Origin of the sequence: Tianweitania sediminis, assembly GCF_017813335.1 — a bacterium.
Classification (GTDB): Bacteria; Pseudomonadota; Alphaproteobacteria; order Rhizobiales; family Rhizobiaceae; genus Tianweitania; species Tianweitania sediminis.
On sequence record NZ_JAGIYY010000011.1, the window covers coordinates 1 to 23,019 of the forward strand.

Genomic DNA, 23,019 nt, shown 5'->3' on the forward strand with positions numbered 1-23,019 from the left:
GATGTGATGACTTCGACCCTGCTGAACGGAGCGTCAGAGGCTTTGGACATAGTCTTACTCATAGGCGTATGCCTATGCCTTATCAGCTATGCCGCGTGTCCGGTCAAAATGGGGTGCGCTCCAACAGCACTGACTTCCATCCCGACAGGATGATCATCTATCATTGGTCCTCCTTCGCCATATCAGCGACAGCTGCGGTAGAGAGCTTCACTGCCCTCGCGACTTTCAAAGCGTACTATACAGGCAGCTTATGGGTGTACGGCCTTGTGATCGTAGCGCTGGGCGCAATGGGTAGCGCCGTTCAGAACACGGGTGCATCGCTGATGGCATGGACATTCGGGGCTGGTCCGATGCTCTCCAACCTTGTTCTGTTCCTAATGCTGATTTTTGCACTGGCATTGATTGTACTCGAACATCATCGAAAAACGTGAATTATCCAGTATGCACTCTCGACGTTCATTCGGCAGGATTTATGTTGGATATGACGAATCAGTTTGAATGGGGAACAATCATGAGGGAGACAGGCTGTGAGCGTACACTTTTCTCTACCCTTGCCCCCTGCACATCTGCCGACCCAGCAACGGTTCAAACCGTCTTGGAGCGGGCGGGCATAACTCAGCTTTACCCGAATTTCGAAGATTGGTTTCTCAGGAAGGTGGTTCCGGGAATACGAGCCGGTGAGAGGTGCATTATGACCTCTTTCATCGAAGGCTTGCTGGTGGGCGTTGCAATTTGTAAACGCACGGAGGTGGAACGAAAGCTATGCACTTTGTGGGTTTCGCCACAAGCTCGTAGGCGCGGTGTTGCTTCGGAGTTGGCCAGCAGCGCCTTCAGTTGGCTTGGCACAAACCAGCCGCTGTTCACTGTACCCGAAGAACGTCTTTGTGAATTTGATAGGCTACTTCAATCTTGGTCCTTTCCTAAGCCGGTAATCTACAAAGATTTATATAGATCGGACCGTGCCGAGTACGTGTTCAACGAACATTTGGACACGGTCTGTCATTAATCATCTTTTATGTAACAGCTCAACGTGCCGGCAAACGCGTCTAGCGACGGTTCGTCAAGCGTTATCACATGGATGCCTTGGCGCGCCGCGATGCGCTCGCACGCAGATCTTTCCATAAGACTCAGCGCGGCGATTTCTGCTTCCGAATGAACGGTAGCAGTCCGTAGACGTCTAGAAAGTATGTCCTTAGGTAGAGCATTGACATAAATGATCAGGTCGGGAGCGAGCTGATCGAAGAACCAATCTGGAACGATAAAAGGTCCCTCGCCGGTCTCGATAAGCGCATGTCCATCGATTAGCTGATGAGGCTGCTTGAAAGTGACAGACTGTAAAACATCGAGCGCTCGACGTTGATTAAATAATCCGTCAGCTAGCGTTAGGACGGGAAACACCCCACCTCCTGCTCGCAGTAGTTTACTGACACCAAGATAGTCGACAACAGACAAACTATTGGCCGCGTGGCGGGACCGGCTTGTTTTTCCAGATTTGGAGAGACCGGCAACGAATACTTTCAATCTATCATCCTAATCATATCGATGAGCTCTTGAGAGGCGTATGCCCACGATTGAGGTGCCGTAAAGCCAAGCTCTGAGCGCAATTCAACAAGCGGTACAGGTCTCACGAGAGAGACACAGCGACTGATATGAAGGCCGTAGCCGATGTCCCGTTTCAAGAAATAATCGTCGAATTGTAATCTGTCCACGCAGGAACCCTCGCCGCAAGCGTTCCAAAGGTCTGCGATTGGAAGTGCATCTATGCGGCCAATGCTTAGCGAGGCTGTTATGCCGGAAACAGGTGAGGTTTCGTATAGGTAAGCTGATGAGCCGACAGGCAGCAGAGGAAAGCGCCGCCGCAGTTCAATAGTCTTTTTACCTGAGCGAACCAAATTCGCCCATTTGGGCTGAATGCTAAGTACGAAATGCTTCATGACTTGCTTTTGACTTCTTTCATAGCATTAACATAGGATTACGCGAAGCAAAGTCGGATGAGGGGTGGTCCAGCTTGGCGCGGGCGGGGTGGGAGGTTGGCGGGGTGCGTAGGCGGAGAGGTCGGCGGGACACAGCACCCCTCATCCGTCTCGGCGCAAGACCGCCGATCCACCTTCTCCCACAAGGGGAGAAGGGGCAGCGCTTCGATCTGCGCCGTCACTGAAGCTGGAAGGCTCGGCGTAGATCCAGAGTCCAAGCCCTCGGATGGCGAGTTGAGGGCGAACACACGGCGGGCAAGAAGGCCAAGACGAGTGCGCGAAGCGCCGCTTCTAGTTGTCACCCATCTTGAGCGCCTGGATAAACGCTTCCTGCGGGATCTCGACCCGGCCGAACTGGCGCATGCGCTTCTTGCCTTCCTTCTGCTTCTCGAGCAGCTTGCGCTTGCGGGTGACGTCGCCGCCATAGCACTTGGCCGTCACGTCCTTGCGCAGGGCGGAAATCGTTTCGCGCGCGATGATGCGCCCGCCAATGGCCGCCTGGATCGGGATCTTGAACATGTGCTGCGGGATCAGGTCCTTCAGCTTTTCGCACAAGACGCGGCCGCGCTTTTCAGCCGCCGTGCGGTGCACCAGCATGGACAGCGCGTCCACCGGCTCGTCGTTTACCAGGATCGACATCTTCACGAGGTCGCCTTCGCGGTAATCGGTCAGGTGGTAATCAAAGGACGCATAGCCCTTGGAGATCGACTTCAGCCGGTCATAGAAATCGAACACCACTTCATTGAGCGGCAGGTCGTAAACCAGCATGGCGCGCTTGCCGACATAAGACAGGTCGGCCTGGATGCCGCGACGGTCCTGGCACAGCTTCAGGATGCCGCCGAGATAATCGTCCGGCGTCAGGATCGTGGCGCGGATCCACGGCTCCTCGATTGACGCGATCTTCATGACATCGGGCATGTCGGCGGGGTTGTGCAGTTCCTGCGTGGTGCCGTCGGCCATCACCATGCGGTACACCACGGAGGGCGCGGTTGCGATGAGGTCGAGGTTGAACTCGCGCTCCAAGCGCTCCTGGATGATTTCCAGATGCAGGAGGCCGAGGAAGCCGCAGCGGAAGCCGAAGCCGAGCGCGGCCGAGGTTTCCATTTCAAACGAGAACGACGCGTCGTTCAAGCGCAGCTTGCCCATGGCGGCGCGCAGGTCCTCAAAATCGGCGGCGTCGACCGGAAACAAGCCGCAGAACACCACCGGCTGCGCCGGCTTGAAGCCCGGCAGCGGGTTTGTGGTGGGGCGGCGGTCTTCCGTGATCGTGTCGCCGACGCGGGTGTCGGCCACTTCCTTGATGGACGCGGTGATGAAGCCGAACTCGCCGGGGCCGATCCCGTCGGACTGGATCATCTTGGGCGTAAAGAAGCCGGTGCGCTCCACGGGATATTTCGCCCCCGTGCCCATCATGCGGATGGTCTGGCCCTTTTTCAGCGTGCCATCGATGACGCGCACGAGCACGATCACGCCGAGATAAGCGTCATACCAGGAATCCACCAGCATGGCCTTGAGCGGCGCGGATGCGTCGCCTTCGCGCGGCGGCGGCAGCTGGTTGACGATCGCTTCCAGAACATCGGGAACGCCAAGGCCGGTCTTGGCCGAGATCATCACGGCCTGGGACGCGTCGATGCCGATGACTTCCTCGACCTGCTCCTTGATGCGCTCGGGCTCGGCGGCGGGCAGGTCGACCTTGTTGAGGACCACCACGATCTCATGGTTGGCGTCGATCGCCTGATACACGTTGGCCAGCGTTTGCGCTTCCACGCCCTGCGACGCGTCCACCACCAGGAGCGAGCCTTCGCAGGCGCGCAGCGAGCGCGACACTTCATACGCGAAGTCGACATGGCCCGGCGTGTCGATCAGGTTCAGCGTATAGGTTTCGCCGGATTTGGCGGTGTATTGGAGGCGCACGGTTTGCGCCTTGATGGTGATGCCGCGCTCCTTCTCGATGTCCATGTTATCGAGAACCTGCTCCTTGCCCTCCATTTCGCGGGCATCAAGGCCGCCGCAAAGCTGGATCAAGCGGTCGGCCAGCGTCGACTTGCCGTGGTCGATATGGGCGACAATGGAGAAATTGCGGATGTGGGACAGGGGCGTGGTCATGGTGCGCCGCGTATAAAGCGCGGCGGGCCAAAGGCAAAGCGAATTGCGGCCCGGCGGGGCAAAGGGGCGGCGCTTTTACGGATCTTTTCCGATTTTGGTTCTGGCGAGGCGCTGGAACTCGACCGCAGGCCGGACGTGGCGGTCGGCTCAATCCTCCACATCGGCGGCAACGGAACGGAGACTGCGAAGTGTCTGCGCATCCCTGCTCGGGGCGGTGCCAAAATACCGCCGGTACTCGCGGCTGAACTGAGAAGCGCTGTCGTAGCCGACCTTGAAACCCACTCCGGTCACATCGTTGGGATGGGTCGCCAGCAGCAACCTCGCTTCCTGCAGGCGGATCTGTTTCTGAAACTGGATCGGGCTCATGGCGGTGACCGCCTTGAAGTTGCGGTAGAAGGCGGACGCGCTCATGCCCACGAAGTCTGCCACGTCCTCCACCTTGAACGACACCGCATGATGCTCCCGTATCCAGCGAACAGCCCGGGAAACGTGGCTGAGGTGACTGTCAGCGAGCCCGAGCTGACGCACCGCGCTGCCTTGTTCTCCCACCATCAGCCACCAGAGGATTTCCCGCTTGATGAGCGGCGACAGCACGGCGATGTCGCGTGGGGAATCGAGCAGGCGAAGCAGGCGAAGCACTGCATCGAGCAGTGCTGGCGGGGCATCGCTGACCAGCATACTGGAAGGAGGCGGCCTATTTCCCTGGCGCCCCCCGCCGGGACCCGCCTGCAGCAGCAGTTCGGCTATCGCCGTCGGCTCAAGCAGAAAGCCGAAGCCAAGTGCCGGGTGATCGGGGCTGGCGCCGACGAACCTGCCCGACACGGGCAGATCCACCGAAGCGACCAGGTATTGGCCAGGACCGTACTCATACATGCGTTCGCCCAGCGCAAGGCGCTTCGCCCCCTGTGCAACAAGCGCCATCACGGTGCCAGACATGGTTTGTTCGTGAGCGGATACATCATGCCGCGCCAACAGGACGCCGGAGATCGATGTGCTCATGTCCGCTCTGGCGTGACGATCAATCAGGTCCCGAAGTTCCGCGATGTGCTTGTCCATGGCTCAACCGTTGTTCAGCTACGCCCGCTTGTGGATCCCACAAACAAACACTTCTGCTTTCCTGATTGCGTCCAGCTCAGCTGGCCCTCGCCAGTGCCACGGCATCGGCTCCGGCAGGAAAACGGAGCCGGCCGGACAGGTCGTTGGCAGCAGCCCACACTGCCTCGGCAACGTCACTCTCCCTTGTTGTGAGTGCGGGATTGGCAAACGCGGCAAAGATCGGCTGTGCAAAGGCCTTGTAAGCGGCGGGGACGAGATCATCGATGTTCAGTTCTGAGTTCTGGCCAAACCGCGTCGTCGGAGCATAGCCAGGCTGGACCAGTTTAGCGCGAATGTTGAATTCCGCCAGTTCATGCGCCAAGGAGCCCGTGAAGCCCTCGATCGCCATCTTGCTCGCTGTGTAGGCTGCGGCCAAAGGCATGGGCGTCAGTGTGACACTGGATGTGACATTCACCACGACGCCGGAGTTCTGCGCCCGGAACAAGGGGAGAACTGCTTGAGTCATGGCCATGACGCCAAACGTGTTGGTGTCGAAGACTTTTCGGATATGGCTCATCGGGGTTGCTTCAAAAGCCCCGACAACGCCGATCCCGGCGTTGTTGACGAGCACGTCGATGGGGCCGCTTTCATGAAGGGCCGCGGCGATGCTTCGCTCATCCGTCACATCCAGCGGGATGATCCTGAGGCGTTCGGAACAAGGCAGTATGGCTTTGTTGGGGTTGCGCATGGTCGCGACAACCTTCCAGCCCCTGGAATGGAAGAAGCGGGCAGTCTCAAGTCCATAGCCCGACGAGCTGCCGGTGATCATGACGGTCTTCATAGGTCGATCCTTTTGCTGACAGGCGACCTCTTGACCGCCTCGAGACCATCTAGGCGCCCTGCACTTCCGGCCGTTATCATCAAACTCCCCACAACTTGCACGATCCTACTTCTTTGGAGAGAGGGGCGAGGTTCCGCCCCGCGTCAGAAGGACGAGGTGAATTGTCCATGGAGAGTTCGCAGGGCGGCGCGATCGCCGAAAGAAGCGGTTTTGATCCCTTATGCATGAGCGCCGACGCGCTGTTTCAAACGCTGCACGGCTTGGCCCTGGAGGAAGAGGGCTTAGGAGGGAAGGGCGGCGAGTCGGTGACACCCTCCTCCGAACGGCGGAGGTCGTTTTTCGAACCCATGGCGGTCATTCAGATCCTAGCCACGGAATCAGTAAAGCTGCGATTCCACGGTTCGAGGGGACGGCTGCGAGGCGCCTCCTGTCGGCCGTTCGGACGCACGCGGGATTGTTCTTCGATAAGCCATGCTCCGGCGTCTGCAGCATAGTTTTCTGACCAAAAAACAGGTGTGGAATCTTTCCTGATTGTCGGCGGTTGCGCGCGCCCGTTTGAAATGGCGTAGTCTAAGCCGCGTCATATTAGGTTGCGGCAATGATAAGCGGCGGGAGAATGTAATTGCAAAACGATTTGGTATTCTACGAGAAAGACGCGCTCCTTTATCGGCTGCATGAAGGTCTTAAGAAGAGCGATAAGAGTGTCGTCTTCGTTGTTGGATCTCCACTAACGGCGCCATACGCGGCTGCGCCTGGCGTGTCTGACGTCGCCGAAATCGTCGAGCTGATCCGCTCAAGGTTTAAGGGTAGAGGTCCGCACCTGGAAAAGCTCGATGCGAGACTGGCAGGAGCACCCAACCGCTACCAAGAAGCATTTGATTTCCTGTCGCCCCGGCTGGGGCAGGACGCTGCTAACGATATCGTCAAGCAAGCCGTTGCCGCCGCGCTGGTCTCCTCAGGAACGGAAGCATGGAGCGAGGCAATCTGCCGGCTATCAGAGGACCAGCTTCAGGCCTTGGACAAGAACGAGCACGCCTGGCACTTGACGCCCGCCGCTAGCGCGCTCGGCGGGCTGATCGCGAAGTACCCCCATCGTTTCGGCAAGATTTTGATAACTTCCAACTTCGATCCTTTGGTCGAAGTTTCCATCCGGCGTGCTGGCGGGGTCGCCTGGCGCACCTCCCTTTCCGTTGATGGTTCAATCAACCAGAGCACGGCGGAAGGCTGTCAGGTAATCCATATCCATGGCTATTGGCACGGAAGCGACACCCTCCACACGAATAGGCAGCTCGTCCGCAGCCGTCCTACGTTGCAGAACGACCTGCTGGTTCGCCTAAGAAATCATATCGTTGTTGTCATAGCTTACGGTGGCTGGCCTGATATCTTTACGAGCGCGCTCGGCGGCGTGGTCGGAAATGATAATCTCTTCCCCGAAATACTTTGGTCCTTTTTCGGCGAGGTGCCGCAGGTAAGCGAACATCTACTAAGTCAGTTAAGCCGAGGAATACATCGCAACCGCGTTACCCTTTACAAGGGGATTGATTGTCACACGTTCCTACCTGAACTCCTCGGTCTCTGGGACGACGAAGATTACTCTCGTACAGCCGATCTACCGGCCGCGACGACTGTCGCGTCAGCGACTGAGCCCTCGGCCGCGAGAAGAGAGAAGTCGCGATCTCAGCTCTTCCGCCTTGCGCCGCTCGAATGTGACCGCCCCCCAAATATCGAGATATGGGTAGGGCGCGAGAATGAGTTGCGAGCGCTCGAGACATCGAATGCAAAGGTAGTCATCATCTGTGGGATCGGCGGCGAAGGAAAGTCGGCTCTCGCATCGCACTATGTTACGACGTTGAGCGAACGCGAGGGGATTTACCGCTTCTGGGATTGGCGCGATTGCAAGGAGCAAAGCGACCGAATCCGTACCCAGATTGTTGAGGTCATCGTTCGTTTCTCGGACGGCAAGATAGCATCAAGCGAATTAACCGAAGCAAGCGACGAGGAACTTGTTGAAGTCCTGATCGACCAAACAAGAGACGCTCATGCCGTCCTCGTCTTCGACAACGTCGACAGCTATGTCGATCTGGAGAACCGAGTTTATACGGGCGCCATCGATTTGCTCGTCCATCGGCTCGCGGCTAGCGAGTCTACGAGCCGCGTGATTCTGACCTGCCGACCTGATGTGCAATACTCACCTTCGTCGGTCATCACCTTTTCGATGAAGGGCATCTCGGCTGACGAAGCGGTCGACCTCTTTAATAAGCGGGCGCCGGGCCACTCTATACCCGAGGCGGACATTCACGATGCGCATACCTTAACGAAGGGGCATGCTTTCTGGCTCGACCTGTTAGCAGTTCAGGTCAACAAGGTTCCAGGCACAACGCTCCGCAAGTTGCTAGACGACATGCGCCGGGGGCGCGAAGAGGTTCCTGATGTCCTCTCGTCGATCTGGGACAAACTTGCTCTGCGCGAGCAGACGCTCCTTCGCTTCATGGCCGAGGCTGTGAGGCCTGAAACCGAGATCACTATCCAGCGATTCGTTGCGTCGAAGGTTAACTACAAAAATTTTATGCGCGCGCTCCGATCACTGATCTCTCTCAATTTGATTGTCGTGAAGCCCGAGATCGATGCGCCCGACCTCTACGATCTTCATCCGCTCGTTCGTCAGTTCGTGAGAACCCGGTTCGAGCGGGCGGAACGTGCCGATTTCATCACAGTGGTAATTGGCCAGTACAAGGCGATCATTGGCGCGATCGGCTCCGTGCTCGGCATCAATCTACCTTTTGCACTGCTCGAACGCTGGTCGCAGAAGGCCGAGCTCGAAGTCTCCGCTGGAAAGTATGACGACGCGTTCGAAACGCTGGTCGAGATCAAAGATGCGCTAATCGGAGGTGGCCACGTTCAGGAATACGTCCGTGTTGGACGACTCCTATTCGAATCGATCGACTGGGAAACCGCAGCGACGAAGTATAAGCAGTTCGACAATGTCGTGGGAACAATGATCTCAGCTTTTGACGGGCTAGGGGATTGGGAATCGGCGGACAGCCTTCTCGTGCGCTACGAAGCGACCATTCCTCAAAAGACGGCACGCTACATCAAATTCTGTGACGTAAAATCGTATTCCCATTGGCAGCGCGGTGAGTTCGAATCGGCGATCGATTGGGCGCGGCGAGGGGTGGGCCTCAAGAACGACAGCCACGTCGATACGATTTACGATTGCCAGCATACGCTGGCGCTGGCCGAACGGGATGCAGGTCAACCGGCTGAAGCGCTGGAGTATTTTCGGAAGGACTGGACTGTCGAGCAAATCGTCGCGGAGTCGGAGGGCATACCCGAAGATGGCCCGATGTACGGTAATGTAGGCCGCTGCCTCCAGTTCTTGGTTAAAAACGACGAGGCACTACGCTGCTACAAAAAATCGATGAAATTGCTGGAAAGTGACACCTCTTTCCACAGCAAGTCTAACCGGGCTTACGCGCGCCGGTGGGTCGGAGACGTGCTTGTAGAAATGGGCGATACTGCAAAGGCGGAAGCCTTTTTCATGGACGCCATCCGCGTTCTTGGTAGTTCGGCGCCGCTTCGGGTGCGCGAAATTTACGGTGAGTTGGAAAAGCTACGCGACAACCCCTCGCCGCTCATGAGCGAAGCTCATTCTTCTCGAATCGTAAGGGACTGGATGGCCGAGTGACCGTGGTCGGAGGTGAGTAGTGCCCGCTGATCCCTCTGCAATCGATGACGGGCATGAACGACGGAACGTCTGCGTATCTTGTCCGCTGTCCAACAGCAGACGGTCCCGTTTCCACTCCAGAACAGACATGCTCACCCCGGTCTTCGAAGACCCGCTTTGGCTGGTTGCCGTCAGGCTGCTCCGCTCCAGGCGAAAGATCGGGCACAACGTCGCAGTCGCACACTCGCAACTCATATGAACTGGGCAACCAAGCGCGGGCGTGCTGATGAAATTCGGCACAAGTCAGGTGCAATTGGGTCCGCCGCTGCGCATCACAAGTGCCCTTCCCCAGTTCCTCATTGGACGCGGGGCGGGTTTTGGGCTAGGTGGGGGCTCCGCCGGTTCTGATCGCCGCGCGTTGACCCAGATCCCAAAGCTGGCCGAGGGCCGATGTTCAAGCCCTTCACCGTTTTCCTTCTTCTTGCTCTTTTCATTGCCGGCTGCGCATCGCGCCCCTACGGCACGCTCCTGCCGGTGGCGGCAACCGTGCCCGGCGCCCATATCGTCGACATGCTGGTCGCCACCACCCGCGCGCCCTCGGCTGAACCCGGCGTGGTGTTTGCCGGCGAGCGCGGTTCGGGCCTGTCGGTGGAAAACATCGTGGTGTCGATCCCGCCCGACCGGGTGCGCCAGCCCGGCGCCGTGATCTACCCCCGGAGCAACCCGGGCGACCCCGCCCGCGAATTCGTGGCCCTGAAAATCAACTCGCTCGACGAAGCGGGCGCCTTGTCCTGGTACGACCGGGTGGCCGGCCCGCGCAAGCGCGTGCTGATCTTCGTGCACGGCTTCAACTCGAGCTACGAGGAAGCGGTGTTCCGCTTCGCACAGATCAGCCACGATTCAGGCGCCGATGCCGCACCTATCCTGTTCACCTGGCCCTCGCGCGGGTCGATCTTCGGCTATCTGTATGACCGGGAAAGCGCCAATTATTCGCGGGACAGCCTGGAACAGATCCTCGCGGCAGCCGCGGCCAACCCCGACGTGAGCGAGATCACGCTGATGGCGCATTCCATGGGCAGCTGGCTTGCCATGGAAGCCGTGCGGCAACTCGCGATCCGGCAGGGCGGCGTGCCGGACAAGCTGCGCAACATCGTGCTCGCCGCGCCCGATCTCGACGTGGACGTGTTTCATGAACAGCTCGACGTTCTCGGGCCAGCGCAGGAGCGCATCACCCTCTTCACCTCGCAGGACGACCGTGCGCTGCTCGTGTCGCGGCGGCTTGCCGGCGGCGTCCAGCGGCTGGGTGCGGTGGACCTGACGCGGCGCGACGTGCAGGCGCGCTACGCCCAGCGCGGCATCGACGTGGTGGATCTGAGCGGCATTCGCGCCGGCGACAGCCTCAACCACACCAAGTTCGCCGAAAGCGCGGAAGTGGTGCAGGCGATCGGGCGGCGCTTGATTGCCGGCGATCGCGTCTCCGACTCGCGGCTGAGCCTGGCGGAAACCATCGGCGCAACCGCCATCGGAACAGCGCAGGGCGTGGGCTCGGCGATCAGCGCCACGGCGAACATTCCGGCTGCCGTGGTGGATCCGGCGGCGCGCCGGCGGCTGGAAGACCAGCTGGAGGACACCGGGCGCAGCCTTGGCGGCTCCCTGCTGACCGCAACCGGCCAGTGAGCGCGCGCGGCACAAACGGCCGGCGCCTCGCCGGCTTTCTCCTGCTGGCCGTGCTTGCCGCGCTGTTTGCCGGCTGGAGCAGCCTGGCACTTTGGTATCAGGTCGAGCAGGCGCGGCTCGTGGTCGTGGTCGCATGGCTGGCGCTCGTTACTGTGCTGGTGGCGATATCCTGGAGCCGGCGGCGGCTCGGGATCGCGCTGCTTCTTGCGGCCGCCCTCGGCTTTCTTGGCTGGTGGTGGAACCTGGAGCCGCGGCTCGACCGCGACTGGGCGCCCGAGGTTTCGCGCCTGGTGACGGGCGAAGCCGGCGGCAACCGTGTGACGCTCAACGATGTGCGCGATTTCGAGTGGCAAAGCGAAACCGCCTTCACGCCGCGCTGGACAAGCCAGACCTACGACCTCGCCGCGCTCATGAGTGCGGATGTGATCCTGTCTTATTGGGGCATTGATGCGATCGCCCACACGCTGGTGAGCTTTGGCTTTGCGGATGGGCGCCACGTTGTGTTTTCCGTGGAGATCCGCCGCGAAACGGATGAAGTGTTTTCTTCCGTGGCAGGGTTCTTCAGGGCCTACGAACTGGCGTTGATTGCATCCGAAGAACGCGACATTCTTTACCTGCGCACCAACGTGCGGAAGGAAGACGTTTATCTTTACCCGCTCGACCTGCCGCCGCAGGCGCTGCAAGCGCTGTTTCTGAGTTATGTCGAAGCGGGAAATACGCTGGCGGGCGCGCCGCGCTTCTACAACACGCTGACGGCCAACTGCACCACGGTGGTGTTTGACCTGGCGCGGCTGATTGAACCGGGCATCCCGCTCGACTGGCGGATCCTCTTGTCCGGCTACCTGCCGGGCTACCTTGTGGATCAGGGCATCCTGATGTGGGACGTAAGCGAGCCCGAAGCCCGCCGGCGCGCCGCAATCAGCGCCCGGGCCCAGGCGGCTTCGCCAAGCGCGACGTACTCGTCCGTTATCCGAAACGGTGGGTAAGCGAGCGCTCTGCCGCTTTCAGTCTTCAACCAAGCCGCGGATGCGGTTGGACAGCACCGCGATGTCGAACGGCTTGGTGACCACCTGCATCCCCGGCTGAAGGTGGCCGTCGCTCAACACGGCGTTTTCGGCATAGCCGGTGATGAACAGGACCTTCAAATCGGCACGCAGCTCGCGTGCCGCATCCGCGACCTGACGGCCGTTCATGCCATTGGGCAGACCGACGTCGGTGATCAGGAGATCAAGCGCAATCGCGGAACGCAGGATGCCCAGCGCCTGAGGACCGTCGCCGGCTTCAATCGCGGTGAAGCCGAGTTCCTCCACCGTTTCCACCACAAGCATGCGCACCAGCGGCTCGTCGTCCACCACCAGAACGGTTCGTTCCTGCGGCCGGCTTTCGGCGATGGCGGCTGGCTGCGCTTCGACCTCATCTGCCATGTCGGACTGGTGGCGCGGCAGATAAAGGCAAACCAAGGTGCCCTGCCCCACTTCAGAATCGATGCGCACCTGGCCACCTGACTGGCGGGTAAAGCCATAGATCATCGACAATCCGAGACCTGTGCCAAGGCCGATCGGCTTGGTGGTGAAAAAGGGATCGAACGCCTTTTCCTTGACGCTCGGCGGCATCCCCGTGCCGGTGTCGGAAACGCACATGGACACATAATCGCCCGGCATCAGGTCGCGCTCGCGCGCGCCCTCCCCGTCGAACGCGTGGTTGCTGGTTTCGATGGTGATCTTGCCGCCATCCGGCATCGCGTCGCGTGCATTGATGCACAAATTAAGCAGCGCATTTTCAAGCTGGTTGGGATCAACAATGGTTGGCCACAAGCCGGGCTGGGCAATGCGTTCCACCGTGATGGAGGGACCGACCGTGCGCTGAACCAGGTCTTCCATCTCGGCGATCAGCCGGTTGAGGTCGGTGGGCTTCGGCTCCAGCGTTTGGCGCCGCGAAAAGGCGAGCAGCCGGTGGGTCAAAGCTGCAGCGCGCTTGGCCGCGCCCTGAGCGCCGACAACATAGCGCTCGATGTCGCCCACCCGGTTCTGGCGCAACCGCGCCTGCACCATGTCGAGCGAGCCCGAAATACCGGCCAGCAGATTGTTGAAATCATGCGCGAGGCCACCCGTGAGCTGGCCCACTGCTTCCATCTTCTGGGATTGGCGGAGCGCTTCCTCGGTGGCCATCAACTGCTGGGTCTTTTCGATGACGCGCTGTTCCAGCGTCTCGTTGAGCTCACGCAGCATTTCCACCATGCGCCGGCGTTCCGCTTCAGCAGCACGGCGCTCTTCGACGTCGATCAGGACGCCGGGGAAGCTGAGCGGCGTCCCATCCGGCGCGTACTCAACGCGACCGTTGGCTTCCAGCCAGTAATAGTGACCGTCCAAGCGGCGGGTGCGGTATTGATGGGCGTAGGGAGTACCCTTTCGGATAGCCGCGTTCACAGCGACAGACAGCCCGTCCCGATCATCCGGATGAACGGTTTTCATCAGCTGCGCGAGACTCAGATCCTGACGTCCTGCCGCCGGATCAAGCCCGAATGCGCGGGCAAAGCCCTCATCCACCGAAAAGCGATCGTTTGGAATATCCCAGAACCAGGTGCCGATGATCGCGCCGGCTGCCAGCGCAAGCTGCACGCGCTGGATGTTCTCGCGGGCGACTTGTTCGCTCACCCGGAGCGCTTTTTCCGCTTCCTTACGGGCGCTGATGTCGCGAAACAGAACCGAAACCTGATTCAAGCTTGCCGGCTCAACGCGGGCGGCGGACACTTCGATATGCCGCCTTGCATCCACGAATTCGCGCTCGAAGCGGAGCGGTTTGCCGGAACGAAGCACTTCGCCGTATAGGTCCACCCATTGCACCGCTTCAATGGGAGCGATGTCGTAAACCGATTTGCCGACGATGTTGGGAATGCCCGTGTGGCGCTCGTAGCCGGAATTGGCTTCCACGTGGATGTAGTTGCTCAACGGTCCGCGCGGACCATCCACGAATTCGATGATGCAGAAGCCATCATCAATTGCCTCGAACAAGGCGCGATATCGGCTTTCGCTGCGGGCAAGTGCTGCCGAAGCAAGGGCCAAGCTGCCCTCAGCCGTCGGGCTGCTTCCACCTTCGAAAACCGATTCGTCAAAGATCACGTTGTTTCAACTCTGCAGGCCGGGCCGATGTTATAGGGGCTTGCTCCGGGCAAGACCATAGCTCCCGAAGATGCAGGCGCGCTTCAGATAGGAGCACGGTTACCGGCGCTGCATTCGCCGCCAAAGGCGCAGGATCCCAAGAACAGCGGCCAGAATCAGCGTGTTGCTCGCCACCCCCATCAGGATTTGCGCCAACAAGTCGGGCGCACCACGGTAGAAGGTCACCGGGATCAGAACGGCGATAAAGAGAACACCGAGAATGAGCGGCGCAGCTCGGCCCGCACGGGTTTGCGTGGCGGTCGCGGTTCTGGCGGCGGTAAGGGCCAGAAACACGATCATGCCGATGCGGAAGATGTCGGTCAGCTGGGAAACCAGCAGCGCTTGCAGATCCATGAAGAGGTCGTCCCCCGCTGTTTTACCGTCCAAGCCGCGGCGCACCACCGGCCAATTCAACTAAAGTCATAAGCCGAAAGACCGGATAGCGGCCAGCCCCGAAGCAGGCTCATAGTCGGCTTTGTTTGCGGAACCGGCTGGGCGTGGGGGAGTGTCTCGCCAAGGCTGCCGGCCCGCCCAGCGGGAGGATATTTATGGCAATGGCACAAGCAGCCGGGGCTCCAAGCCGCGGCATGACCGGCGAAGAGCGCAAGGTCATCTTCGCATCTTCACTCGGCACAGTGTTCGAGTGGTACGACTTTTATCTTTATGGCTCGCTCGCTGCCTTCATCGGTGCGACCTTCTTCAGCCAATATCCCGAAGCAACACGCAACATCTTCGCGCTGCTTGCTTTTGCCGCCGGCTTCCTTGTTCGCCCGTTCGGCGCGCTGGTGTTCGGCCGCATTGGCGACCTTGTCGGCCGCAAATACACCTTCCTTGTCACCATCCTGATTATGGGCCTTTCCACCTTCCTGGTGGGCCTCCTGCCGGGCTCGGCCACGATCGGCATTGCAGCGCCGATCATCCTGATCATCCTGCGCATGCTGCAGGGCCTGGCACTGGGCGGCGAATATGGCGGTGCCGCGACCTATGTCGCCGAACACGCGCCCGACCACCGGCGTGGCTTCTATACGTCGTGGATCCAGACCACGGCCACGCTTGGCCTGTTTCTGTCGCTGATCGTGATCCTCGCCATCCAGGCGTCCATGTCGAAGGAAGACTTCGCAGCCTGGGGCTGGCGCGTGCCGTTCCTTCTGTCCGTGGTACTGCTCGGCATCTCCGTCTGGATCCGCATGACGTTGTCGGAATCGCCGACCTTCCAGCGCATGAAGAGCGAAGGCAAAACGTCCAAGGCGCCGTTGTCGGAGGCGTTCGGCCAATGGCGCAACGCCAAGATCGCCCTGATTGCGCTGTTCGGTTTGACGGCCGGCCAGGCGGTGGTGTGGTATTCCGGCCAGTTCTACGCGCTGTTCTTCCTCACCAACGTGCTCAAGGTGGACGCGCAGTCGGTCAACATCATGATCGCCATTTCGCTGGCGCTCGGCACGATCTTCTTCGTGGTGTTCGGCTGGCTGTCCGACAAGATCGGCCGCAAGCCCATCATTATGGCAGGCCTGGCGCTCGCCATCGTCACCTATTTCCCTTTGTTCAAGGCGCTCACCTGGGCTGCAAATCCGGCACTTGCCCAAGCGCAGGCCACTGTGCGGGCGACCGTCACAGCAGCACCGGGCGACTGCACCTTCCAGTTCAACCCGGTTGGGACCGCCAAGTTCACCACGTCCTGCGACATCGCCACCGGCTTCCTTGCCCGCAATTCGGTGCCGTATGACATCGTCACCACGGCGGCACCCGGCACGCCGGCGACCGTACAGGTCGGCGAGGCCACCGTGCCGTCCTATGATGCGGTGCAGGCGGGTGCAGCCGCGGCTGACCAGGGCAAGGCGTTCAACACCGCCGTCCATACCGCGTTGCACGACGCTGGTTATCCGCTGGTGCGCAACGAAACCACCGGCGCTTTCTCCATGGTCGCCGATCCGAACGCCGTGAACTGGCCGATGACCATCGGCATCCTGTTCATTCTCGTGCTTTACGTCACGATGGTGTACGGGCCGATCGCCGCGATTTTGGTGGAAATGTTCCCGACGCGCATCCGCTACACCGGCATGTCGCTGCCCTACCACATCGGCAACGGCTGGTTTGGCGGTCTCCTGCCCGCAACGGTGTTTGCGATGAGCGCGGCCCGCGGCGACATTTATTTCGGGCTTTGGTACCCAATCGCGATTGCGGCCATGTCCCTGGTGATCGGACTGCTTTTCGTCAGGGATACGCTTGGCACGGACCTGAACGCGCGCGACTGAGAACCGGCGAGTGACCCGAAAGGCCGGCGGGAGCGATACCGCCGGCCTTTTCTTTTGTGCCGGGCGTGCCCGGCCTCGGAACATTGCCCGCAGCCTCTGGTTCGAGCGTCGAACAGGGAAACATCAGCATGGAAGCGCGAGCTCAGCTTTCACGGCGCGCATGGTGGGCAGCCCTGCTGATCGGGTTTTCGCTCGGCGGGTTCTTTGATGGAATCCTGCTGCACCAGATCCTGCAATGGCACCATCTGCTCAGCCTGGTTGACGGCATCGGCGACCTTTCGAGCCAGGTGTTGTTCGACGGGCTGTTTCACCTCCTTATGTACGTCATCGGTGCGGTGGGGCTCGTGCTCCTCCTTTGGGCGCGACGTGAGCTTGGCGGCAGCACAAGGCTGCTGGTGGCGGCAACGCTGATCGGCTTCGGCGCCTGGCACACGCTCGACGCTGTTTTGTCCCACTGGTTGCTTGGAATTCACCGCATCAAGCTCGACAGCGCCAACCCGCTTGCCTGGGACCTCGCTTGGCTGGTGGTGTTTGGCCTTCTTCCCGCGGGGGTCGGCGTCCTGTTGACGCGAAGGTCCGACGGCACGGGTGGCGCAAACGGCGGAAGGGCAGCGGCCGCTTTGGTTGTGCTCGTGGCGATCGGCGCGCTGTGGGCCGCGCAGGCGCCGGCGGACAGCCGCAGCGCGCTGGTGGTGTTTCGCCCCGGCATGGATCAGGCGCAGATGATGCGGGCTGTCGTGGCCAGCGGCGGCGCGCTGCTGTGGGAAAAGCGCGGGATCTGGGCCGTGCGCTGGGACGATGAACCTCCGAGCGGGCAGCTTTACCGCGACGGTGCCTGGCTGGTGAGCAACTCCTTTCTCCCCGCCGGATGCCTTTCATGGGCGCAACTCTGACCGACCAGTTCCCCAGGCTTGACTGACAGCGCCGACCGGGTTTGGTGGCGCGACGCGCTTCCATCAGCGAGCGCGGCGGAGAGGAACCCCATGAGCACACTCGGTGCGCTGCAGCTCGGCGTCACGACGATCATCTTCATGCTGGCGGGCAGCGCGGCCAAAGCCTGGACGCTTGCGCCGAGCCTGCCGCGGCTTGCCCTCGTGCTGGTGCTTTATTCGCTGGGCAACCTGATCATGCTGCGGCTGATCCGCGAGTTTGGCATGGGCGTGGCGCTCAGCCTTTCGGGGATCGTGCAGCTGGTGGCGGTGAACATCGTCGCTTTTACCTTTTTTGGAGAGCGCGTGGGCACGCTCCAGGGGGCCGGCATCGTGCTGGCCGTGGTGGCGGTGGTGCTGATCACGCTTGGGCCCTATTTCGAAAGCCCATGACAAGGAAAAAGGCTCCCCGCGGACGCGGAGAGCCTTTCCTGTTGTTGCTGGCGTTGAGGCGCCAGCTTATTCCGCAGCGGCCATCGAGTTGACGCCGCCCTGTTCGGCAATCTGCGTCAGCTTCTTGTCGGTTGCTTCTTCTTCCTGAAGGTTCTGCGCGAGAACCGCGGCGCAATCGGAGCGACCGAGCTGCTTTGCCCAGGCAATCAGCGTGCCGTAGCGCGTGATCTCATAGTGTTCCACGGCCTGAGCGGCGGCTACCAGCGCAGCATCCAGCACCTGCTTGTCGTCGATGTCGCCAACAATCTCGTTGGTTTCCTCAATAATGCCGTCAATGGCCGGGCAGCGAACCTGCTTCGCCTGTACGCCATGCATCTCGAAGACCTGCTCGAGGCGCTCGATCTGGCCCTTGGTTTCCTGAAGGTGCAGTTCGAAACCACGGCGCAGCTGGGTATCGCTCGCTTTCTCGATCATCTTCGGCAGCGCCTTGGCGATCTGGTTTTCGGCATAATAGATGTCGCGCAGGGTGTGCACGAAGAGATCATCCATCGTCTTGATGTCTTTGGAAAAGAAACCCATCGTTTTGATCCTCTTGGTGGTCGACTGTTCGGTGCGGCCGCTTGAGCAGCCCTGACACGTCCAGCCTGTGTTCATCCGGTTCTTGTTTGCCGCCCCGGCAGCCATTCCGGCCGTCATCGTGGCGGTCAGGGGAGGAACGGCATTTTCCGCAGGTCGTTCCGTTAAAATGTGTTGACGGGAAGCCTGAGCAGGCGAAACGGCGCGCTGCAGCCTCTTCTTAGATGTTGCAACAAGGCAACGTCCGGCGCGCTTGGCGCAAAGCCATGAAAACGGGGCAGAAATACCCTGATTTCGCCACGATCGGCACGGATTTGGCGCTTGTCTTAAAGCGGCATTCACCAGGGATTCACGGACGCCTGCTAGAGACATCGGAAAGAGCAGACAGCGCTTCGAACCGGCGCTGAGTTGGACACCAAGCCTATGTCGATCCTGAACATCATCACAAGCGCCGCGCGCATCCTGCGTGAATTCATTGCGCCGACCTATCGGCCCGAACGCCATTACATGCGCGGTCCCGGTCCGGCTTGCGCGCGCCGCACCAGCTTCCAATAAGCGCCGCATCAGGACGGCTGCATGATCATCGTCATCGGGTCGATCAATCTTGACCTGATCACCACCGTGAACCGCTTGCCGTCGCCCGGCGAAACGGTTTCCGGAACACGCTTCCACACCGCACCCGGCGGCAAGGGCGCCAACCAGGCGCTAGCCGCAGCGCGCGCCGGAAGCCCGGTGCGGATGATCGGCGCAGTGGGACACGACGCCTTCGCGGGCGAGGCACTCGCGCTCCTGAAAGCCTCATCGGCGGATCTGACCGGCGTGCGGACAGTGGAAGAGCCTACGGGCACGGCGCTGATCCTGGTGGATGCCAAGGGCGAAAACATCATCGCGGTGACGGCCGGGGCAAACGGCCGGGTGGATGAAGACGACCTGCGCGCCTGCGCCATTGGCAAGGGCGACGTCGTCTTGTTGCAGCACGAGATTCCCCTGCCAACTGTGGACGCAGCACTGCGCGCGGCCAACGACGCCGGGGCGGTATCAATCCTCAACACGGCACCGTTTCGTGCCGAGGCCGCCGACCTGCTGCCGCTTGCCAGCATTGTCGTCGCCAACGAGACCGAATTCGCGCTTTACGCCGAAGCCTTGGCGCTCGCAGGCGCGACGCTGGCGCAGCGGATGGAAAGCTTCGTCGAACAAACCCGGCGTACGCTGATCGTGACGCTCGGCGGCGAGGGGGCTCTAGCGCAAACCCCCGACGGCGCTCTGACCGTGCCGAGCCTCGCAATCGAGCCGGTGGATACGGTTGGCGCAGGAGACACGTTTTGCGGTGTTCTGGCAGCAGGGCTGCATGACGGTGTTTCGCTTGACCAGGCGCTGCGGCGGGCGGCTGTTGCTGGCGCCCTCGCCTGCCTCAAACCCGGCGCGCAGCCCTCGATCCCGACCCGGGCCGAGATCGACACCGCGATGAGCGGCTCATAACGGCTCAGCGCCTTGCCGCAAGCACGAGAACCGCAACCTTGCGGCCCTCGCCATTGACCTGCAAAGCAAAGCCAAGGGACGAGAAGGTGCTGCCCAGCAGCTGACGGCTATATTGCGGATTGTCCAGCCACTGCTCGCGGAAGCTCCGAAGATCGGCTTCCGTGGGTTCTTTCCCGCAGCCTCCGCAGACCCCGGCGATCACGGACACGCGGCGCCACGCGGTCCGCTCGCCTTCTGGGAGGGCGGAGAACAGATCGCCGCTCGTGTCCAGGTCGATTGTTTCGGATTCGGGTGGCGGCAGAACGCTGTTTGCGACCGCGTCCAACGCTTCGCTGTGGTTCAGGGCGCCCAAGTTCTGGCGCTCACGCGCCCGGTTGAGAAGATCCGCCATGCGGGCGGCTGCATTTGCCGGATCGAGCACCCTGGGCTCTTCGCCGGAAGCCAAGCCGCGCGGCGTGCCGGGACCGGCAAAGGTTTGAACGGCATAAAGGCCGTTGTCGGCACCAAGCACAATGCCATAGCCGAAGTTTTCCAGCCCTTCGCCCAGGATCGCCTCGCGATGCGGCGGGCTGTTCATCCAGCCGGTTTGCAGCCGTTCGACGCGCTCTGCCGTGATGGGTGGCGTGCACTCCTCGCAGCGGGCGATGTTCTCGGCCACGAACTTCCAGCGGCTGCCGCCGGCATCCATGTAGCGGTCCTGTACAGTATCGCCTTCGGGCGAGGTGTGGGCGTAGTAATCGCGGTCGAACATGTCTGCGGCATGCATCTGCGCCGCTTCATTGAGCTGCGGCCCGAGCGTCAAGGCAGGCAGGCCGTGTTCCTCACGCGCCTGGTTGACCAGGGCGAGGGCCTGTTCGCGCCACTTTGCGAGTTGCTCGGGCGCTTCGGCCGCCAAGGAGGGCACGGGCGCAATCAGCAGCGCGCCCGCCACTAAAAAAGCGGCGAAGCACCGGGCGACGATCGTTGGCGACTTTCGTTCGCCTGGATGAAGTGCCGACATTCGGATCTCCTGCCTGTGGACCCTCGTGCACGAGGAACCCTCTTCTCCCAGCCGTGTTCCGAACGCGCCTTAAAGCCGCCCCAGTCGCTCCACGAGCAGGGCAAAGAAGCCATCGGCGTCGATGTCGCGCATCACCGTCGCGTTCTTCTTGCGGTCGGTGACGCCCCACCAGTCGACCACCGTCATGCCGTAGGTGAGTGCGGATCCTGTCTCGATCTCCACATTGCATTCGCGGCCGGAAAACAGCTCCGGCTTCAGGAGCCAGGCGATCACGGTCGGGTCATGCAGCGGGCCGCCGAGGCTGCCATATTTGTCCACGTCGTAGCGCTCGAAGAATTCCAGCATCTCCGCGGTCGCGGTGCCGACCGGCGTGTTGAGCTCGCGAAAGGCCTGAATGCGCGGCGGCGTGGTGAGCGCCTTGTGGGTGACATCGAGCGGCATCATCACGATCGGCACGCCGGCTGAAAACACCACTTCGGCGGCATGCGCATCGATATAGATGTTGAACTCGGCGGTAGGCGTGATGTTGCCGCCTTCGAAAAAGCCGCCGCCCATCATCACGATCTGCTTGATGCGGCCGGCGATCCGCGGTTCGCGGTTGAGCGCCAAGGCGACATTGGTCATCGCACCAAGCGTGCAGAGCGTGACGGTGCCGGCCTCTTCGCGCATCAGCGCTTCAACGAGGAACTCGACGCCATGCTGCGCCTGCAGCGGCAGGGCCGGCTCCGGCAGCGCAGGGCCGTTCAGCCCGCTTTCGCCATGCACATGCTCGGCGGTGATCAGGGGACGAACCAGCGGGCGGCTGGCGCCGGCATAAACAGGCACGTCCGTCCGCCCGGCCAGTTCACAGATCTTGCGAGCATTCTTTTCCGTCAGCGCCAAGGGCACATTGCCCGCCACGGCCACGATGCCCAGGATGTCGAGCTCGGGGCTTCCCAGCGCAAGGAGGATCGCAACCGCATCGTCCTGGCCCGGATCGGTATCGATGATGATCTTTTGCGTCGCCATGTCGGTTCCAAGCCCTGGTTCTTGAATCGGAATTCGGCGCGAACCATATCAGGCGGGTCGGGAGAAATGCCATTCGGGTTTCTTCCAAATCGTCGCTCTCCAGGAGGACAAACGCATGTCGCGCATGACGCCGTTTTCGAGCCCGTTGCTGCTCGGCTTCGACGCAATGGAAAAAACGCTCGAACGCATCGCCAAGAATGGCGACGGGTACCCCCCCTACAACATCGAACGCCTGCGCGGGAACGACGGCTGCCTGGAGCGGCTGCGCATCACGCTGGCGGTGGCCGGTTTTGCCGAAAGCGACCTCGACGTCGCGATCGAGGAAAACCAGCTGACCGTTCGGGGCAAGCAGAGCGAGGAAGGCGACCGCGAGTTCCTGCACCGCGGCATCGCGGCACGCCAGTTTCAGCGCATGTTCGTGCTGGCGGACGGCATGCGGGTGACGGGTGCGGAACTGAAGAACGGCTTGCTGTCGATCGACCTTGATCGCCCCGAGCCGGAACGACTGGTACGTAAAATCAACATCTCGGTGAAAGACTGAGCTTCTGGAACCGAAGGCTCTTCCATGGGTTGGTTCCTTGAACGGCCCACATACAGGAGGCTGACATGAGTGAAGCAGAAAACAAGATTGCACTGACTCCGACTCAATTCGCCCATCTCGGCGAGGGCATCGTGGCCTATATGCGCCAGATCGACAGCGATGACCTGAAAAACAAGTTTCCCGGTCTTCCGGAGATCGAGTCCGGCCTCCGGCTGTGGGCGCTGTTTGCCGCCAACGGGCAGCCGATCATGCTGACGGACGAGAAATCGAGCGCGATGGCCAGTGCCATGCAGCACGACCTGACGCCGGTCAGCCTTCACTGAAGCGCCACCAGCAAAGGCAGTGACGCAAGCAAAAGGCGGCCGAGAGCCGCCTTTTCCGTGATCA

At 61.0% G+C, this 23,019-nt stretch carries 22 protein-coding genes; 12 read left to right on the forward strand and 10 right to left on the reverse strand.

What is annotated here, in order from left to right; translation table 11 throughout:
- A partial coding sequence (locus J5Y06_RS20610) for a hypothetical protein (RefSeq protein ID WP_209337092.1) occupies positions 1 to 431 on the forward strand: 431 nt, incomplete at its 5' end.
- An 80-nt stretch (positions 432 to 511) separates the two neighbouring features.
- Positions 512 to 1,006, forward strand: a complete 495-nt coding sequence (locus J5Y06_RS23640) for a GNAT family N-acetyltransferase (protein ID WP_385932477.1) — start codon at positions 512 to 514, stop codon at positions 1,004 to 1,006.
- Here J5Y06_RS23640 and J5Y06_RS20615 read toward each other — a convergent pair.
- The 5 genes from J5Y06_RS20615 to J5Y06_RS20635 all read right to left on the reverse strand — a co-directional run bounded on the left by J5Y06_RS20615 (position 1,003) and on the right by J5Y06_RS20635 (position 5,955).
- On the reverse strand, positions 1,003 to 1,521 hold the full coding sequence (locus tag J5Y06_RS20615) for an AAA family ATPase (protein ID WP_209337093.1): 519 nt from the start codon (positions 1,519 to 1,521) through the stop codon (positions 1,003 to 1,005). The genes J5Y06_RS23640 and J5Y06_RS20615 overlap by 4 nt on opposite strands.
- Positions 1,518 to 1,934, reverse strand: coding sequence for an ASCH domain-containing protein (locus J5Y06_RS20620; RefSeq protein WP_209337094.1), 417 nt, complete (start codon positions 1,932 to 1,934; stop codon positions 1,518 to 1,520). The genes J5Y06_RS20615 and J5Y06_RS20620 overlap by 4 nt, the downstream gene beginning before the upstream one ends.
- Before the next feature lie 330 nt (positions 1,935 to 2,264).
- Entirely contained in the window at positions 2,265 to 4,079 is a 1,815-nt protein-coding gene (lepA, locus tag J5Y06_RS20625) for a translation elongation factor 4 (RefSeq protein ID WP_209337095.1), read from the reverse strand.
- 147 nt (positions 4,080 to 4,226) lie between these two features.
- A complete protein-coding gene (locus J5Y06_RS20630; RefSeq protein WP_209337096.1) occupies positions 4,227 to 5,135 on the reverse strand; it encodes an AraC family transcriptional regulator in 909 nt (302 codons plus the stop codon).
- 76 nt (positions 5,136 to 5,211) lie between these two features.
- Entirely contained in the window at positions 5,212 to 5,955 is a 744-nt protein-coding gene (locus J5Y06_RS20635) for an SDR family oxidoreductase (RefSeq protein WP_209337097.1), read from the reverse strand.
- Positions 5,956 to 6,577: 622 nt separating this feature from the next.
- Between J5Y06_RS20635 and J5Y06_RS20640 the strand changes: the two genes are divergently transcribed.
- The 3 genes from J5Y06_RS20640 to J5Y06_RS20650 all read left to right on the forward strand — a co-directional run bounded on the left by J5Y06_RS20640 (position 6,578) and on the right by J5Y06_RS20650 (position 12,282).
- Complete coding sequence (locus J5Y06_RS20640; protein WP_209337098.1) at positions 6,578 to 9,640, forward strand: NB-ARC domain-containing protein; 3,063 nt, start codon at positions 6,578 to 6,580, stop codon at positions 9,638 to 9,640.
- A gap of 429 nt (positions 9,641 to 10,069) precedes the next feature.
- Entirely contained in the window at positions 10,070 to 11,296 is a 1,227-nt protein-coding gene (locus J5Y06_RS20645) for an alpha/beta hydrolase (protein WP_209337099.1), read from the forward strand.
- Positions 11,293 to 12,282, forward strand: a complete 990-nt coding sequence (locus J5Y06_RS20650; RefSeq protein WP_209337100.1) for an Lnb N-terminal periplasmic domain-containing protein — start codon at positions 11,293 to 11,295, stop codon at positions 12,280 to 12,282. Before J5Y06_RS20645 ends, J5Y06_RS20650 begins: the two co-directional genes overlap by 4 nt.
- An 18-nt stretch (positions 12,283 to 12,300) precedes the next feature.
- Here J5Y06_RS20650 and J5Y06_RS20655 read toward each other — a convergent pair whose 3' ends face one another.
- Together J5Y06_RS20655 and J5Y06_RS20660 are read right to left on the reverse strand one after the other, a co-directional pair.
- Positions 12,301 to 14,415, reverse strand: a complete 2,115-nt coding sequence (locus tag J5Y06_RS20655; protein ID WP_209337101.1) for an ATP-binding protein — start codon at positions 14,413 to 14,415, stop codon at positions 12,301 to 12,303.
- A 99-nt stretch (positions 14,416 to 14,514) separates the two neighbouring features.
- Positions 14,515 to 14,808 (reverse strand): hypothetical protein, encoded by a 294-nt coding sequence (locus tag J5Y06_RS20660; protein ID WP_209337102.1) that lies wholly within the window; start codon positions 14,806 to 14,808, stop codon positions 14,515 to 14,517.
- A 194-nt stretch (positions 14,809 to 15,002) separates the two neighbouring features.
- Here J5Y06_RS20660 and J5Y06_RS20665 point away from each other — a divergent pair, with 194 nt between their 5' ends.
- The 3 genes from J5Y06_RS20665 to J5Y06_RS20675 all read left to right on the forward strand — a co-directional run bounded on the left by J5Y06_RS20665 (position 15,003) and on the right by J5Y06_RS20675 (position 18,028).
- Complete coding sequence (locus tag J5Y06_RS20665) at positions 15,003 to 16,706, forward strand: MFS transporter (protein WP_209337103.1); 1,704 nt, start codon at positions 15,003 to 15,005, stop codon at positions 16,704 to 16,706.
- 128 nt (positions 16,707 to 16,834) lie between these two features.
- Complete coding sequence (locus tag J5Y06_RS20670) at positions 16,835 to 17,599, forward strand: DUF2243 domain-containing protein (RefSeq protein WP_209337104.1); 765 nt, start codon at positions 16,835 to 16,837, stop codon at positions 17,597 to 17,599.
- A gap of 90 nt (positions 17,600 to 17,689) precedes the next feature.
- The gene (locus J5Y06_RS20675; protein ID WP_209337105.1) at positions 17,690 to 18,028 is read left to right on the forward strand and encodes a hypothetical protein; all 339 of its coding nucleotides are present in this window, start codon (positions 17,690 to 17,692) and stop codon (positions 18,026 to 18,028) included.
- Positions 18,029 to 18,094: 66 nt separating this feature from the next.
- Here J5Y06_RS20675 and J5Y06_RS20680 read toward each other — a convergent pair whose 3' ends face one another.
- On the reverse strand, positions 18,095 to 18,607 hold the full coding sequence (locus J5Y06_RS20680; protein ID WP_209337106.1) for a YciE/YciF ferroxidase family protein: 513 nt from the start codon (positions 18,605 to 18,607) through the stop codon (positions 18,095 to 18,097).
- Positions 18,608 to 19,027: 420 nt separating this feature from the next.
- Here J5Y06_RS20680 and J5Y06_RS23360 point away from each other — a divergent pair, with 420 nt between their 5' ends.
- Both J5Y06_RS23360 and J5Y06_RS20685 read left to right on the forward strand, forming a co-directional pair.
- Complete coding sequence (locus J5Y06_RS23360; RefSeq protein WP_280819566.1) at positions 19,028 to 19,159, forward strand: hypothetical protein; 132 nt, start codon at positions 19,028 to 19,030, stop codon at positions 19,157 to 19,159.
- Between the two features lie 21 nt (positions 19,160 to 19,180).
- Positions 19,181 to 20,083, forward strand: a complete 903-nt coding sequence (locus J5Y06_RS20685) for a ribokinase (RefSeq protein ID WP_209337107.1) — start codon at positions 19,181 to 19,183, stop codon at positions 20,081 to 20,083.
- 4 nt (positions 20,084 to 20,087) lie between these two features.
- Here the strand turns inward: J5Y06_RS20685 and J5Y06_RS20690 are convergent, their stop codons facing one another.
- Both J5Y06_RS20690 and J5Y06_RS20695 read right to left on the reverse strand, forming a co-directional pair.
- Complete coding sequence (locus tag J5Y06_RS20690) at positions 20,088 to 21,083, reverse strand: CAP domain-containing protein (protein WP_209337108.1); 996 nt, start codon at positions 21,081 to 21,083, stop codon at positions 20,088 to 20,090.
- Between the two features lie 69 nt (positions 21,084 to 21,152).
- Positions 21,153 to 22,091, reverse strand: a complete 939-nt coding sequence (locus J5Y06_RS20695) for a nucleoside hydrolase (protein ID WP_209337109.1) — start codon at positions 22,089 to 22,091, stop codon at positions 21,153 to 21,155.
- Positions 22,092 to 22,206: 115 nt separating this feature from the next.
- Between J5Y06_RS20695 and J5Y06_RS20700 the strand changes: the two genes are divergently transcribed.
- Positions 22,207 to 22,632: an Hsp20 family protein gene (locus J5Y06_RS20700; protein WP_209337110.1), complete on the forward strand. Its 426-nt coding sequence runs from the start codon at positions 22,207 to 22,209 to the stop codon at positions 22,630 to 22,632.
- Positions 22,633 to 22,697: 65 nt separating this feature from the next.
- Entirely contained in the window at positions 22,698 to 22,955 is a 258-nt protein-coding gene (locus J5Y06_RS20705) for a BQ00720 family protein (RefSeq protein WP_209337111.1), read from the forward strand.
- Positions 22,956 to 23,019: the final 64 nt, after the last annotated feature.